Source organism: Lactobacillus psittaci DSM 15354, assembly GCF_000425905.1.
GTDB classification, from domain to species: domain Bacteria; phylum Bacillota; class Bacilli; order Lactobacillales; family Lactobacillaceae; genus Lactobacillus; species Lactobacillus psittaci.
The window spans coordinates 188,693-202,863 of the sequence record NZ_KE384473.1 but is presented as its reverse complement, the minus strand read 5'-3'; the positions used below and the strand labels follow the sequence as shown (position 1 = coordinate 202,863).

Here is a 14,171-nt window from a genome sequence, read left to right as displayed (position 1 = left end):
CATATGATAACTTGGTGGCAAATTATTTTACTAACTTTACTTGCTTTTTGGGCAATTTTAGATCAATTAACACTTTATACAATTAACTCTCCCCTTTTAATTGGAATGATTTCCGGAATTATTATGGGTGACATCAAAACAGGCTTAGTTGTTGGTTCTACTTTGCAATTAATGGTTTTAGGTGTCTCAACATATGGTGGCGCCAGTATGCCTGACTTTATGTCCGGAGCTATTGTTGGGACTGTTTATGCTGTTTTAACTGGTAAAGGTATTCAATTTGCAATTGGACTAGCTGTTCCAGTTGGTTTATTAATGGTGCAACTTGATGTTCTAGCACGTTTTTGTAACACTATTTTTCAACACAAGATGGATCAAGCAATTCTTAAAAATGACACGCAAGGTGTTGCTCGGAATGGAATTTTAGGGTTCTTAAGTTGGGGCTTTTCACGTGCAATTCCTGTTTTCATTTTGTTAGTTATTGGTAACGATGTGGTTAAAACTATTTTGCGCATTGTTCCTAGTTGGCTAACTGATGGTTTAAAGGTATCAGGTGGCATTTTACCGGTTGTCGGAATTGCGATTTTACTTAGATATTTACCAACTAAAAAATTTATTTCATATTTAATTATTGGTTTTTTAGCAGCTGCCTACCTCAAGGTACCAATGCTTGGTGTCGCCCTACTTGGTGGTGCACTTGCAATCTTGCACTACCGCAGAGCCAGTGAAGTTAAGGTAAGCAATCAGCAAACTAGTTATGAAAATGCGGAGGGCGAATATGAAGACTAACGAAAATCAATTAAGTAAAAAAGATTTATTTAGAGCTAATTGGCGTTGGCTCTGGTCTAGTCAATTATCTTGGAATTATGAAAGAATGATGGCTCCAGGATATTTATATACTGTCTTGCCATTTTTGAAACGCTTCTATCAAAATGATGAATTAGTCGATATGATGAAGATGCATTCACAATTCTTCAATACTAATGCCTTTACTGGTCCATTCATTATTGGGATGGATTTAGCAATTGAAGCTCACCAAGGAAGCAAGGCAAAAGATACAGTTGCTGGTATTAAGACCGGTTTGATGGGACCATTGGCAGGCGTAGGTGATACTATTTTTGGCGTAATCATCCCTACTATTTGCGGTTCAATTGGTGCTTACATGGGACTTAAGGGTAATGCCTTAGGTGCAATCATTTGGCTTTTGGTTAACATTTTCGTCTTATTTGCCCGCTTTGCCATTTTGCCAATGGGTTACTACCAAGGTGAAAAGTTAATTGACTCTGCTCAAGGAAAGTTAAATGCCATCACTGATTCAGCTATCTTACTTGGGGTTACCGTTGTTGGTGCCTTAATCCCCACCGTTATCAAGGCTCACGTTCCATTTGTTTTCAAAGCAGGTAAAGTAACTCTAAAGTTACAAACTGTTTTAAATCAAATTATGCCTTCATTAATCCCAGTCTTATTAGTTGCCTTTGTTTACTGGTTATTAGGCCGTAAGAAAATGACATCAACCAAAGTAATTTTATTAGTTTTAGTTTTAGGAATTGTTTTAAGTTATTTCCATATTTTAGGTGCTTAAGTAAAAGCGATATGTCGAGCAAGACATATCGCTTTTGTTTTAGTCATTATAATGAAAGACCTCTACATTATTAACTTTAATATTGATTTCCGTACTATCTGCATCTTCAACATTAGTTAACGTATCCTTTAATTGCTTAGCTACTCTATCTTTCAGCTCTTCAGCTTCTTCGGCAGTTAATTCTTCACCATCTTTATTCGCTTCAATTTCAACTCTAACATCAGGTTCTTCGTCCCAGTAATATTTGCGGTACATTTCAAGCATAATGATTAAAATTAGCATAATGATTACCAAGGCATCGCAAATAAGATCAATGGTCCCGCTAATCCCTTGATAAGTCTTAACGCTTTGCATAAAGTTATCTAAAGCTAAAAGTATAACTCCTACTGAGCCAAGCACTAAAGTAAGTGCTTTATGAGCCTTATAGGTGTTAACAAACCACCAAAGAAAAACCAATAATGACAAGCCCAAGGCAACATCTTTAACTAACGGACTTTTAACAAAAAGCCATAAAAAATCTACCAAAATTGCCAAGTCAAAAACGAATGGGAAAAACTTCTTCCCCAGTTCTACTGGCTTACTAGTAAATTCTAAAACGGTTAAAAATAGCAAATAGAACTCAGGACTAACTGAAAATTTAGCAAGTGTTTGTAACATATCTTTTCCTCCAAAATAAATATTGCTAAATAATCTTAGCATATTAGAACAGATGTTTGCAATACCCTTTATAAAAAAAGAATCAAGCCTGAGCTTGATTCTTAATATCTACCATTTACTTGCTTTTTTGCCCTTGCGATAAGCCGCTTTAACTTGACCAAATGTAGTATCACGCCCATGTTGCACTAAAATCGCTCCAGCTTCGGCCACTCCATCAGCAATTGCAGACATCCAGCGAAAAATTGATAATTCTGCAAAGAACAAGACAATTAGCAAGAAGAGGGATCTTCCTGAAATCATTGTTAAGTTAAAGAAATTGTGGAAAAGCGCAATTGAAGCCAAAATACACAAGAATGAAATGACCATGACACCTAATCTGAAATTATTAAGTGGTGCTGAAATATGATGTAATACCATCAACCCCACTGCTACTAAAACCATGGTTGCAGTTGTAGCTAAATCTTGCTTATCAAGGTTTAAGACCATGTTAGCACCAATCACAATCCAGACTGCTAAAACATCAGTTAATCCGCCAGGAATTGACTTAGATAAGACGTTAGCAATAAAGTTGCCTCTAATTAAGTTATAGTTACTTTCCAATGCAAGTAAAAATGAAGGAATCCCAATCGTAAAGGCACTAATCAAAGTGATTTGCGATGGTCTAATCGGATAGTTAATTGTTAAAAGTAACGAAATAATTGCCATTAAGAAAGAGAAAATATTTTTAACTAAGAATAAACTGGCACTTCGTTCAATATTATTAACTACCCGCCGACCTTCATTAACCACTTCAGGCATTTTAGCAAAGTTTGAATCAAGTAATACCACTTGTGAAGCCTGAACCGCTGCCGCATTACCAGAAGCCATGGCAATTGAACAATCTGCTTCTTTCATTGCCAAAATATCGTTAACTCCATCCCCAGTCATGGCCACAGTCTTACCATGAGCTTTCAAAGCTAAGACTAGTTCCTTCTTCTGCTCTGGCTTAACACGTCCAAAAACAGTATATTTATCGACAATCTCACGAAAATCACCATTATATGTTGATAAATCAAGATATTTATCAGCATTTTTGATCTTTGCCTCACTGGCAACCTTGCTGACAGTAACTGGATTATCACCACTAATAACCTTAATTTCAACACCTTGATTAGCAAAATACTTAAAAGTATCAGGTGCTTCTTTTCTAATTGGATTATTAATTAATACATAGCCAATAACTTCTACTGGCTCAGTCAAAGGACTTTCTGTTTGAATGTTATCAGGATACTTCGCTAAAACTACCACCCGATAACCTTGTTCCGTAAATGCTTTAAACTCTGAAGTATAGTCTTTGAATTGAGTTCTTAAGACCATTTCAGGAGCACCGATAATTAAAGCATAGTCATTAAAATTAACTGCTGAAAATTTAGTCACTGAAGTGAAAGGCACAGTATTAACTGCTTTTTTATAAAGGGAGGTTTTGAACTTCTTACTAATCGCCTTCATTGTTTCATTTTCAGCTGGCATATTCCCACAAAAATCAGCTAAATCTTGATATAACTGTTCTTTACTAATTCCATGTGATGCAACAGCTTTTTGGGCTGACATTTCTGGCTCAGTAATAGTCCCCGTTTTATCAACACATAAAACATTTACTCGAGCTAGTGTTTCGACGCTCTTCATATTATGAAGCATAACTTCTTTTCTGGCTAAACGAGTAGCTGCCATTGCTAAAGCAATCGTAGTTAGTAAATATAACCCTTCGGGGATCATCCCAATAATTGCTGCTTCCATTGAAGTAACACTTTCAGTCAAACCATTTCCATTCCAAAAATAGCTCTGACCAAACAAGGCCAACCCTAATGGAATAATAATAATTCCAACCCATTTGATAATTCGGTTAATTGAACGGACCATTTCACTTTGTTCAACACTCTTCATCGCCTTAGCTTCAAGGGTTAGCTTAGCAATGTAAGAATCATCACCGACTTTTTCAAGTTGCGCATATACCTCACCAGCAACTAGAAAAGAACCAGACATGAGCTGTGAACCAGCTGATTTTTGAATTTCATCAGCTTCACCTGTTAACAATGCTTCATTAACTCGAGCAGCTCCAGATAAAACTCTTGCATCTGCTGGTACTTGATCGCCTGCCTTCAAAATTACAACATCGTCTTTAACTAAATCTTGAATAGCAATATCTTGAACCTGGCCATCACGGACGACACTGACATTAGTTTCATTCATTACAGTCAATTTACTCAAGACGTGTTTAGCCCTAATTTCTTGGACAATCCCGATAATTGTATTAGCAACAATCACCGGTAAAAAAGATAAATCTCGATAAGAATTAACCAAAACAAGCAATGCTGCCAAAATTGCAAAAATTAAATTGAAATAGGTAAAGGTATTTTCAGCAATTATTTGCCAATTTGACTTAAACTGGTTGTCATTAGTGATATTAACTTGGCCATCTTTTACTCGCTGACCAACTTCAGGAGTGGTTAAGCCGATATCATAATCTACATTTTGATCCATAAGATACTCCTTGCCATAATCTTTTCTTAATTATAGCAAAAAAGTAACTTAGAGTAAGGTAATACCACCTTCAGCACAAGCTTTTTCTACTTCTTCTGGCCATTGACTTGCTTGAACCTCACCGATATGAGCTTTTTTAAGTAAAAGCATGCATAATCTAGATTGACCAATACCACCACCAATTGTATATGGCAATTCACCTTTCATTAACATTTCATGGAAAGGTAATTTTACTCGGTCTGTTGTCCCTGTAAGTTCAAGTTGTTTCTTCAAGGCAACTTCATCAACCCTAATTCCCATTGAAGATACTTCAAAAGCACACTTCAAAACTGGGTTCCAGAAAAGCAAATCACCGTTTAAAGTCCAATCATCATAGTCAGGTGCACGTAAGTCATGTGGCTTTTTCGTAATTGGTAATTTTCCACCAATGTGTTTAATAAAGACTGCACCAAATTCTTCACAAATTTTGTCTTCTCGTTCTTTAGGAGTTAAATCTGGCCAGCGCTTTTCTAATTCCTCACTCGTCACAAAATGTACTTGAGCAGGGAATTCATATAAGTTATCATATTTTTCTGCTAATTTTGCTCTCATTGCTAAAATTGCACTATAAACTTCCTTAACTACTTTTTCTAAAGTAGCATCGTTGCGTTCATCCTTAGCAATAATTTTTTCCCAGTCCCATTGATCAACATAAATTGAATGCAAGTTATCAACATCTTCATCACGGCGAATAGCATTCATGTTGGTAAAGAGACCTTCATGCATTTTAAAACCATATCGTTTCAAAGCAAATCTTTTCCATTTTGCTAATGAATGAACAATTTGAATTTCAGTATCAGGTTCAAGTTTAGTTTCAAAACTAACTGGGCGTTCAACCCCGTTTAAGTTATCATTAAATCCTGAATCTTTTTTAACAAATAAAGGTGCACTAACTCGTAATAAATTTAATTTTTCTGCAAGTTCAACTTGAAAAATATCACGTAAGTCACGAATTGCAGTTTCAGTTTCCCGAATAGAGCGCTTAGGTAAGTAGCCTGCTGGAATAATTGTCTTCATAAGAATACTCCTTAAATTTAAAAATTTGGAACAGAAAAAGAGCCCTCCATCCCTTTTTTCTAAGGGACGAAAGGCTCTTTCCGCGGTACCACCCAACTTGTCATTACTGACCACTCAAACTCAGATGCAATCACATCTGTCCCGAGATAACGTTGGGGATTACGGCACAGCCTACTTGATTCGACCTGCAGCATTAAAAAGTGTTTTTCAAAACTATCAGGGTCTATCGACTTTCCACTAATTGCCGACTCACTGCTAGAATGATTGTTTTTACTCGTCTTTTTGCTTTTAAGATTTACTTATTATTAATTTAAGTTTATTAAAGCAAAATTTCAGATAAAGTGCAAGTAAAAAATCATTTTTTTATTAATTTAGTCGTGATATACGCCTTGAGCCCACTTCTCATTTTCACAATCAAAGAAGTGTTGGTTATCTTTTTGATCAGGATTTGGTTGGGCAATTTGATCAATCTTAGCAATTAATTTCTTATTATCTTCACTTGGTTCATACTTAGCATTTAAGAAGGAATCAACGATGTCAAAAATGAAATCACGACCTAAGACAATACCACCAAAGCCTAAGATATTAGCATTTAATTCTCTTCTAGCATATTCTGCTTGAGTTGCATCACCAACCATGGCAGCACGAACACCTTCATTTTTATCGGCAGCAGTTGAAATACCAATCCCAGTACCACATAACACAATACCTAAATCAGCACGGCCATCAGCTACATCTTCAGCAACGCGCTTACCATACATTGGATAATGAGTCCGAGTAAAGTCGTGAGTACCTTCATCAATTACTTGATAACCTTCTGCCTTTAAGTGGTCACTAATCTTCATCTTAACATCAGTTACGATATGGTCATTACCCAAAGCAATAACAGTATGTTTATCAATCTTAGGATCTACAAATTCTGGTTGTGGACGATCATTTGCAAACATTTCAAAGCTTCCTTCCTAAATCATCTTTTCAAGCATATCTAAGCGAATTTGGTGTCTACCACCGGCATAATCAGTATCCAAATAGTGTTGCACAATTGAATAAGCAAGTTGCTCACCAACAATTCCACTACCTAAACTAATTGCTTTGGCACCATTATGCATTGCAGTCATATGAGCAGTTCTTTCTTCGTTAACATTCGCTGTTACCATACCCTTGACTTTATTGGAAGCCATTGCACTACCAACACCATATTCATCAAACATAATGGCTTTCTTAACGCCATTTTCAAGTACTTCTTTAGTAACCTTTAAACTTGATTCAACAAAATCCTCTGCAGGAGTTGGGGTAACATCCACGACTTCATAATTATGATTTTGCAAATATTTCTTGACTAACTCTTTGAGAGCAAAGCCCTTCTCGTCGCTACCAATCACAACTTTCATTTGAATAATCCTTCCTAAATATTTAACTTGGTATATTGACTATATTTATCAATTTCAGCTTGTGAAATATCCTTATTTGTAATCAATTGATCTACATCACGCAAACTATAAAAATCATAAAAGTCAGACTTGTTTAATTTAAATCTATCTGTTACAACAAACCGTTTCTTTGATCGATTCATAGCTTCAGCCTGCGTTAAGCCTTCTTCCATATTGGCAGTCATCATACTGCTATTGATTAAGCCATTAACTCCAACAAAAGAGCAATCATAAGTTAAAGCTCTAATATCTTTATTAGCTATGGCACCAATAAAAGCTCCACTCTTACGTCGATAAACTCCTCCAATGAGAATTAAATCATAATTATTAACATTAGCTCTTGCTGCATTAAAAACAGGCAATGAATTTGTTACAATACGCAAATGACTTTGTTTTAAATTAGTTACCATAAATTCTAATGTTGTTCCTGGTCCAACATAAACCGTTGAACCATCTTCAATCAGTGCCCCAGCTTTTTTGGCTACTTCTTTTTTCTCAGCAATATGAATTTCTCGTTTTTCTTCATAATTAATTTCAATTGCAGAAGCATCATTAACATAGCGAGCTCCACCATGAACCCGGATTATCTGATTTGCGGCGCTTAGTTCATCTAAATCACGTCTAATCGTCATCTTCGAAACACGCATATCTCTAGCAAGTTCACCAACAGTTGCTAGTTGCTTATGTTTCAAGATTTGAATAATTGTTTCTAAGCGTTCACGTTTAATCATTATCTTCAGCTTCCGTTCATTGTTAGTTTTTGTTTGTTAAAACATTTTATTACACCTAACCACCAATATGCAAATTAACTTTAATTCAATACTGCTTCAACCTTTAACTTGTCTTTCCAAGACTTAGCTCCAGTTAAAGCTCGGTTCAATCTTTCAATATTCTCACGGCCATGTTCTTCTAACCACTTCTTGCCGACTGCTTCACCTTCTGCCGCAAATGGCTCAATGCTTGGCTTCCAAGTTGCTCGACCACAAAGAACGCCGTTATACTTAGCACCAACTTCATTAGCCATTTCAATTTCAGCGATAAATTCATCACTAGTTACACCTGCTGAAAGGAAGATGTATGGCAAGTTAGTTGCTTCAGATTGTTCTTTCAAAAGCATCTTAGCTTCATCTTGGGTGTAAACCACTTCATCGCCAAAGCCTTCGACAAATTTAATATTGAATGGCATTTCAACTTTCAAAACTGAAACATTATATCTTGGTTTTGAAAATTCACGCATGGTTTCAATTACCTTGTGTGGCTTTACCTTGGCATATTCCTTGCTCTTGACGTCACTCATATTTGCATCATAAGTTAAAACTTCTAAGAACAAAGGTAAGTCATTAGCCTTAGCTTCAGCACCGACTCTTTCTACGAAGGCGTGCTTTTTTTCAAGCACTTTTTGATCTTCATCTGGGTCATAGTAAACTAAAAACTTAATTCCATCAGCGCCCTCTTCTTTGAGCCGTAAGCCTGATTGGTTTTCAATTAAGTCTGGCATTCTACCAGGTTCAGTAGTATCATAACCTGTCTTTTCATAAGCTAAGAGTAAGCCACAATTTGAGTCACGCAACTTAGTTGCTGGCAAGCCATATTCAGGATCAGTTAAAATCCCTGAAGCATAAGGTGTCAAAATTGAACTAATTGCTTTTTTGAAATCAACAATCGTAGTTTCATCAGCCGGCTTATTTGCAGCTTCGGCAAGCATCCGCTTAAGTGAGCCACGTTGGTCAATTGCTAGAGCTGAGATAACCCCATTTTCATTTGATAAATTGTCTAAATGTTTTGCAATTTCTGGATTGATTGTAACCATTTTAAGTTTTTATCTCCTTTAGTGATTATTTGCCTTATGACGACTAAGTGGTTGGCCAGCCCAATCGTAGTATTTACTTGAAAAGCGATTATTGACATTTTCAACAACTACCATCCGATATAAAGCATAGACTGTACCAATCATGGCAAAAACCTGGATTAGCCATATTCTAAAGATAAGTTGTAAAGCGTTAATAACAATTACAAAAACTGCCCATCTAAATAACCGTTTACGTCTAATCTTTTCTTCAGCTGCAGCCTTTTCAGTTTGCTCTTTATCTATAATTTTTTTAGCCATCATAATTCACCTATTTCCAACTAATTATTTGCAGCTTGTTTTGCATATTCAGCGTTACGCTTCTTCATTTCTTTTGCGTACCACATAAAGATTAAAAGATATGCAGCTAATGCTAAGACAGCATAGAGAATGAACATGCCTTGTTGCTTCCAAGCGTTACCAACTAAGTAACCTAAGAACTTTTCAACAGGACCTTCCATAGTTGAGTGAGAAACTAAAGTGTGTGCTGGAATGTTAGCACCAACTTGGTGAGCAACACTGGTTACGAATGGGGCAACCAAAGTACCTGCCCAAAGGAATAAAGGTAATTCAATCGTACCAATAATAATCATTCTGATAATCTTACCGCGAGTAACAACTAGTAAAGCTGGAGTTACACCCATGGCGATAATCCCACCTAATGGCATAATTCTGTTACCTGGTAAGAACATAGCCTCAATCATCATAATAGGAGCTAAAATGTTAGCTGCTGCCCAAATTTCTGAACGACCTGCAATGAATGGCCAGTCAAGTCCAACATTGAAAGTACGTCCCTTAAACTTGCTAGTAGCAAAGTTTGAAATACCTTGTGATAATGGTTCAACTGAAGCGATAAACCATGAACCAATTACTGAGAACAATTCAATACATGATCCAGCTACAAATGATAGGGTGAACATATCTTTCCAACCATCTTCAGTAGCAAAGTTAGTACCAGCTAGCAATGAAACAAAGACCCCAAGGTAAACACCAATCGCAAATCTACTGCCCCAGAAACCAATCTTTTCATTTAACTTAGCTGAGTCAAAGTCATACTTATCAAGACCACTTAAGAACTTATCAAAGAACTTGTTGAAGACCATGATAATTGGGTTCATCATGTAGTTCATGTGAGTAGTAGTCATAGGGTTTGATGAAGAAGTTTGAAGCAAATCATCAAAGGTAGGCTTCATTAAGTCTGAGTTGATAATCTTCAAAGTACCAATGAACAAAACTAACAAAGTAGCTAACCAAAGAGGAGCACCACAGAATTGAGCGAATAATCCGACAAAAGCTAAGTGCCAAACATCGAAGATATCAACGTCCAAAGTGTTAGTCTTCTTCATCACTAACATTACAACGTTCAAAATAATTAAAACTAATAAGAAGAACAAGGTATATGGAGAACCCCAAGTAATAGTAGCTAATGGTGCCCAGCCCATATCTTGAACATCCATGTGAATTCCAGTGTGGAGTACGAATTGCTTCATTGGTACTTGAAAGGCACTGGTTAACATGTTCATAACATTACCAATCGCCGTTAAGGCAATGGCTAATTTCATACCACCTTCAACAGCCTTTGAAAACTTAACTCTAAAGACCAAGGCAATTAAGGTTAAGACAACCAACATAATGGTTGGAGCTCCCATATCAATTAATGGTTTAAAGACGCTGTTGGCAAAATCTATAACAACATTCATTTTCCTAACCTCCTAACTCGGTAGGACTACTTTGATTCCACTTCTTTAACAACCTTTTCAATATTGTCATATACTGGCTGTGCCATTGCTGGAATCCGATAAAGAATTGGTCCAGCTTCAATTAAAGGAATCTTAGGAGTGAATGCTAAGTCAGTTTTGGCAATTGTCAAATATGCATCATACTTATTAAGCATGTCTTCGTTAACATCCTTAATCATCACGGCATCGCAGTGAACATTGTGACCACGCTTTTTCATTTCTTCCTCGACCGCATCTTTAATTTGGTGAGATGAGTTAACACCGGCACCACATGCAGCTAACAAACGAACTTCTTTTGGCATAATAACTACCTCCTAAAAATAATTACACCGTTTGTAACTTTTGTTTAAAGTTCTCACTGAGGAAGTCATAAATAGCTCGTGGGTCAGTGAGATTAAACAACTTATTTAATGTTGCAACTGGAGTTGAAGATAAGAAGTCCATGATTTGAGCTAAAATATTAGCTTGCCCTTCAGGATCATTATTTAAAATCATGAACAGGAATTTTACCTCCAGTTCTTGGGAAGGATCTATCATATTATGAAACTTAATCGGATGAACTAATGCAACAGGCACAATCAAGCGGGTATTAACAAACTCGCCTTCAGTATGTGGAATTGCAACGTTTGGCAACTCGCTTGAAATTGGTGAAGTATCAATTCCAGTCGGATAATTTGCTTCACGTTCTAGCACATTCTTTAAGAAATCACCTTTAACATAGCCACTTGCTAATAGCTTGTCATAGACTTCTTGCAAGACTTCTTTTTGAGAAGTCTTATCACTAATAAAAATCGCATCTGATGCAAATAAAGTCATCGTCTAGCAGCTCCTTTCCGTACGAATCAAGTTGTTTATTTATGTTACTTTTTGTTCACTTGATTCACCTTAATTATATATAAGCGCTTTCATTTTTGCAAGCACATATTTGCTATTCTTTTTATTCTCAGGTTATTATTGCTTATATATCAATGATTTGATAGCTATAATTACTTTTCATAAACATTTTGTTTGTTTTTGTTATCTAAAAAAGTGCAAAAAAAAGAAAAGGCTAGTTTAACTAGTCTTTTCTTCTAATTCTTGTCGACGCTCATGAATAAGATTTTCTAGCTCAATTAAGTCATCAATGTTAGCATATCTTTTAACAAAGCGCTTAGCAGTTGATCGATGATTATAGAGTTGCTGTTTCTCCTTATTCTTAGAGCGCCATTTACGATTTGCGCGTTTTTGCGCTTCACTAGTAGCCATAATACTCCCCCAGATTCTGAAACCTTAATCTATACTCCCAATAGTTTCAGAATCGTCATACTTCATTCATTGTATGAGATAAGCGAAACAACATACGCTTTATATGTAGTAGCTAATATGCATAAAAATTATCAGTGATAATTTTTATGAAAATAGGTTCCACACAAGCATATTATATAAATTATTACTTGCAAAAACAAGAACATTTCTTGTAAGGATGCTTAATTTTTTGCTGATATATCAAGGATTTTTGAGTTAAATATAATTTTGGTACCTCCTATAGCTTTATAGGTATATTGGCGTTAACTATTTTATAGATATATAGATATTATTAAGTTATTTGTATGCTTTTTTCAGAGAATTAACTACAAAATCTAAAGCTTTGGGGTATTAAAAAATCATATTTCAAAAAATCGAAATATGATTTTAAATACTATTTTTCCTAATTAGATTTTTGAAAACATAACGATACCCTAAGGGAGTCGCCACTAAGTCTAATATTTTGCCTATAATATGCTACCTGTTACTTCTTTCTTTTGTTTTTCATGTGAATATATATGTAAGCCACAATAAATAAGATTACATAAAAAGGCCCTTCCCACTTTTTCATATTCTAACTCCTATTCATTATCGGATGTGAAATTATTTTGGCATGATGAACTTATTTTTCCTTCTTTAAGAGCGCTTCTCGATCAAGAATTGCCTGCCGAAGTATTGATAGCTCTTCTTCAGTTGCCTTAGTCTTAATATAACTCTTCGCCTTATAAAAACCTGTCTTTTCTTTACTTTTTTGGATTTGACGAGTTGCAGCCATATCTCCAGTTTCTGCCTTTTTCTTAAGACGTTCTCTATATTCTCTTTGTTTTCTTCTATAATACTCTCTTTTTTCTTCGCTCAACTTATAATCTGTCATTTTTTGTTCACCTCTATATTTTTATTATAAATTCTACTATATTTAAAACTACATTTTTAAGTTAATAGAAGGAAATAAAAAAGCGCTATTTTTTGCGCTTGTCTTTAATATAAAAATATCCATTTACTAGAATTGTAGCGATAAATAAACTGATTAAGTATCTTACTAATTCCATACTTTCACCTTTATTCTTATTTGATAATTTATAAATCTTATAAATCCACGTTATTAAATCAAACAAGTGCTACTTATGATGTTCATCTGATGAAAAAACATAAGCAATCATCGAAACTAATAACGCTACAATAATTATATTCATTTTATTTTCTCACCCCCAAAAATCGCAGTAATAGCACCATCCAAATTCTGCCTTATCTTTATTAGCAATCTTTTTTTCGCTTACTGATTAAAAAAACAACTCTTTCTATAAGCTTTTTCTTTACCTTGTAACCACTTAATAGTCTACTTTTGTATTTTTTAGCTCTCTTTCGCGCTCTAACGTTAACTCCCTAATTTCCCGTGCTTGTGCTATAGTTGCATGATTTTTAATGAAGCTTTTTGCATTTCTAAAAAGTTGATTTTTTCTATTTTTTTCAAGTTGTTCTATTGCTTGTTTATCACCAGCAGCCGCACGGATTTTCAAATTACTTCTATATCTTTTACTTGCTTCAGAATTTGATTGAACCATTACCATTTATTTCCCTATTTATTGTTTTCTTTCAAATATTTTTCACGATTCAAAATTATCTCACGCAAAACAGTTAACTGTTCCAAAGTCGCATGGTTTTTAATAAAACTTTTTGCACTTCTGAAATATTGTGCTTTTTTGTCCTGCCTAATTAATTCTACTGCTTTTATATCACCTTTAGCAGCCTTGGCCTTAAGCCTTTCGCGGTAGCGCCGCTGCTTTTCTGCATTAGTTAATACCATTGCACACCTCATTTTTAATCTTTATACCAACCATCTATAGGTTAAACCTTTTAATGAATTTAACAACCCTTTATAAATCAAAATACATTATTTTAACAATAAAAAATGCTATTTTTTACGCTTGTCTTTAATATAATAATATAGCGTTACACCTATATAGCTAAGTCCTAAAATCAATAGATATCTTATTAACTCCATATTGTTTTCTCCTTTAAATTTTTGAACTTACTGATTTAACAACCTTCTAAAACTCACG

The 14,171-nt window shown here is 35.1% G+C and carries 17 protein-coding genes and 1 other annotated feature; of the genes, 2 read left to right on the top strand and 15 right to left on the bottom strand.

The genetic code is table 11. From position 1 onward, the window contains the following. The first annotated feature begins 3 nt into the window (after positions 1 to 3). Together H628_RS0105330 and H628_RS0105325 are read left to right on the top strand one after the other, a co-directional pair. Positions 4 to 786, top strand: a complete 783-nt coding sequence (locus H628_RS0105330) for a PTS mannose/fructose/sorbose/N-acetylgalactosamine transporter subunit IIC (RefSeq protein ID WP_027825518.1) — start codon at positions 4 to 6, stop codon at positions 784 to 786. Then, entirely contained in the window at positions 761 to 1,579 is an 819-nt protein-coding gene (locus H628_RS0105325; protein WP_027825517.1) for a PTS system mannose/fructose/sorbose family transporter subunit IID, read from the top strand. The genes H628_RS0105330 and H628_RS0105325 overlap by 26 nt, the downstream gene beginning before the upstream one ends. A 39-nt stretch (positions 1,580 to 1,618) precedes the next feature. On the opposite strand, the gene H628_RS0105320 is transcribed toward H628_RS0105325, so the two are convergent. From H628_RS0105320 to H628_RS0105250, 15 genes are all read right to left on the bottom strand, one after another. After that, positions 1,619 to 2,236, bottom strand: a complete 618-nt coding sequence (locus H628_RS0105320; protein WP_027825516.1) for a hypothetical protein — start codon at positions 2,234 to 2,236, stop codon at positions 1,619 to 1,621. A 108-nt stretch (positions 2,237 to 2,344) separates the two neighbouring features. Continuing rightward, a complete protein-coding gene (locus tag H628_RS0105315) occupies positions 2,345 to 4,756 on the bottom strand; it encodes a cation-translocating P-type ATPase (protein WP_027825515.1) in 2,412 nt (803 codons plus the stop codon). A gap of 48 nt (positions 4,757 to 4,804) precedes the next feature. After that, positions 4,805 to 5,812, bottom strand: coding sequence for an aspartate--ammonia ligase (asnA, locus tag H628_RS0105310; RefSeq protein ID WP_027825514.1), 1,008 nt, complete (start codon positions 5,810 to 5,812; stop codon positions 4,805 to 4,807). Between the two features lie 59 nt (positions 5,813 to 5,871). Beyond that, positions 5,872 to 6,104, bottom strand: a binding site (T-box leader). 79 nt (positions 6,105 to 6,183) lie between these two features. Beyond that, complete coding sequence (gene lacB, locus H628_RS0105305) at positions 6,184 to 6,759, bottom strand: galactose-6-phosphate isomerase subunit LacB (RefSeq protein WP_051237972.1); 576 nt, start codon at positions 6,757 to 6,759, stop codon at positions 6,184 to 6,186. Between the two features lie 15 nt (positions 6,760 to 6,774). Beyond that, complete coding sequence (gene lacA, locus H628_RS0105300; protein WP_027825512.1) at positions 6,775 to 7,203, bottom strand: galactose-6-phosphate isomerase subunit LacA; 429 nt, start codon at positions 7,201 to 7,203, stop codon at positions 6,775 to 6,777. Positions 7,204 to 7,217: 14 nt separating this feature from the next. Beyond that, a complete protein-coding gene (locus H628_RS0105295; protein ID WP_027825511.1) occupies positions 7,218 to 7,973 on the bottom strand; it encodes a DeoR/GlpR family DNA-binding transcription regulator in 756 nt (251 codons plus the stop codon). Positions 7,974 to 8,053: 80 nt separating this feature from the next. Further along, on the bottom strand, positions 8,054 to 9,052 hold the full coding sequence (locus H628_RS0105290) for a tagatose 1,6-diphosphate aldolase (protein WP_027825510.1): 999 nt from the start codon (positions 9,050 to 9,052) through the stop codon (positions 8,054 to 8,056). Between the two features lie 18 nt (positions 9,053 to 9,070). Then, complete coding sequence (locus H628_RS0105285) at positions 9,071 to 9,349, bottom strand: hypothetical protein (protein ID WP_034538334.1); 279 nt, start codon at positions 9,347 to 9,349, stop codon at positions 9,071 to 9,073. A gap of 20 nt (positions 9,350 to 9,369) precedes the next feature. Further along, positions 9,370 to 10,788 carry a PTS transporter subunit IIC gene (locus H628_RS0105280; RefSeq protein WP_027825508.1) on the bottom strand — a complete coding sequence of 473 codons (1,419 nt, stop codon included), beginning with the start codon at positions 10,786 to 10,788 and terminating at the stop codon, positions 9,370 to 9,372. A gap of 26 nt (positions 10,789 to 10,814) precedes the next feature. Next, the gene (locus H628_RS0105275; RefSeq protein ID WP_027825507.1) at positions 10,815 to 11,129 is read right to left on the bottom strand and encodes a PTS sugar transporter subunit IIB; all 315 of its coding nucleotides are present in this window, start codon (positions 11,127 to 11,129) and stop codon (positions 10,815 to 10,817) included. 22 nt (positions 11,130 to 11,151) lie between these two features. Beyond that, positions 11,152 to 11,643 (bottom strand): PTS sugar transporter subunit IIA, encoded by a 492-nt coding sequence (locus H628_RS0105270; RefSeq protein ID WP_027825506.1) that lies wholly within the window; start codon positions 11,641 to 11,643, stop codon positions 11,152 to 11,154. Between the two features lie 237 nt (positions 11,644 to 11,880). Next, complete coding sequence (locus H628_RS0105265) at positions 11,881 to 12,072, bottom strand: hypothetical protein (protein ID WP_027825505.1); 192 nt, start codon at positions 12,070 to 12,072, stop codon at positions 11,881 to 11,883. Between the two features lie 661 nt (positions 12,073 to 12,733). Next, on the bottom strand, positions 12,734 to 12,985 hold the full coding sequence (locus H628_RS0105260; RefSeq protein ID WP_027825504.1) for a hypothetical protein: 252 nt from the start codon (positions 12,983 to 12,985) through the stop codon (positions 12,734 to 12,736). A gap of 454 nt (positions 12,986 to 13,439) precedes the next feature. Beyond that, complete coding sequence (locus H628_RS0105255) at positions 13,440 to 13,679, bottom strand: hypothetical protein (protein WP_027825503.1); 240 nt, start codon at positions 13,677 to 13,679, stop codon at positions 13,440 to 13,442. A gap of 8 nt (positions 13,680 to 13,687) precedes the next feature. Then, positions 13,688 to 13,915 carry a hypothetical protein gene (locus tag H628_RS0105250; protein ID WP_027825502.1) on the bottom strand — a complete coding sequence of 76 codons (228 nt, stop codon included), beginning with the start codon at positions 13,913 to 13,915 and terminating at the stop codon, positions 13,688 to 13,690. Positions 13,916 to 14,171: the final 256 nt, after the last annotated feature.

Coding starts and splice junctions, on each gene's coding strand:
- H628_RS0105275 (WP_027825507.1), bottom strand. CDS start 11,129: ATGCCAAAAGAAGTTCGTTTGTTAGCTGCATGTGGTGCCGGTGTTAAC.
- H628_RS0105260 (WP_027825504.1), bottom strand. CDS start 12,985: ATGACAGATTATAAGTTGAGCGAAGAAAAAAGAGAGTATTATAGAAGA.
- H628_RS0105325 (WP_027825517.1), top strand. CDS start 761: ATGCGGAGGGCGAATATGAAGACTAACGAAAATCAATTAAGTAAAAAA.
- lacB (WP_051237972.1), bottom strand. CDS start 6,759: ATGTTTGCAAATGATCGTCCACAACCAGAATTTGTAGATCCTAAGATT.
- asnA (WP_027825514.1), bottom strand. CDS start 5,812: ATGAAGACAATTATTCCAGCAGGCTACTTACCTAAGCGCTCTATTCGG.
- H628_RS0105295 (WP_027825511.1), bottom strand. CDS start 7,973: ATGATTAAACGTGAACGCTTAGAAACAATTATTCAAATCTTGAAACAT.
- H628_RS0105255 (WP_027825503.1), bottom strand. CDS start 13,679: ATGGTAATGGTTCAATCAAATTCTGAAGCAAGTAAAAGATATAGAAGT.
- H628_RS0105290 (WP_027825510.1), bottom strand. CDS start 9,052: ATGGTTACAATCAATCCAGAAATTGCAAAACATTTAGACAATTTATCA.
- H628_RS0105265 (WP_027825505.1), bottom strand. CDS start 12,072: ATGGCTACTAGTGAAGCGCAAAAACGCGCAAATCGTAAATGGCGCTCT.
- H628_RS0105270 (WP_027825506.1), bottom strand. CDS start 11,643: ATGACTTTATTTGCATCAGATGCGATTTTTATTAGTGATAAGACTTCT.
- H628_RS0105285 (WP_034538334.1), bottom strand. CDS start 9,349: ATGGCTAAAAAAATTATAGATAAAGAGCAAACTGAAAAGGCTGCAGCT.
- H628_RS0105280 (WP_027825508.1), bottom strand. CDS start 10,788: ATGAATGTTGTTATAGATTTTGCCAACAGCGTCTTTAAACCATTAATT.
- H628_RS0105250 (WP_027825502.1), bottom strand. CDS start 13,915: ATGGTATTAACTAATGCAGAAAAGCAGCGGCGCTACCGCGAAAGGCTT.
- H628_RS0105320 (WP_027825516.1), bottom strand. CDS start 2,236: ATGTTACAAACACTTGCTAAATTTTCAGTTAGTCCTGAGTTCTATTTG.
- H628_RS0105330 (WP_027825518.1), top strand. CDS start 4: ATGATAACTTGGTGGCAAATTATTTTACTAACTTTACTTGCTTTTTGG.
- lacA (WP_027825512.1), bottom strand. CDS start 7,203: ATGAAAGTTGTGATTGGTAGCGACGAGAAGGGCTTTGCTCTCAAAGAG.
- H628_RS0105315 (WP_027825515.1), bottom strand. CDS start 4,756: ATGGATCAAAATGTAGATTATGATATCGGCTTAACCACTCCTGAAGTT.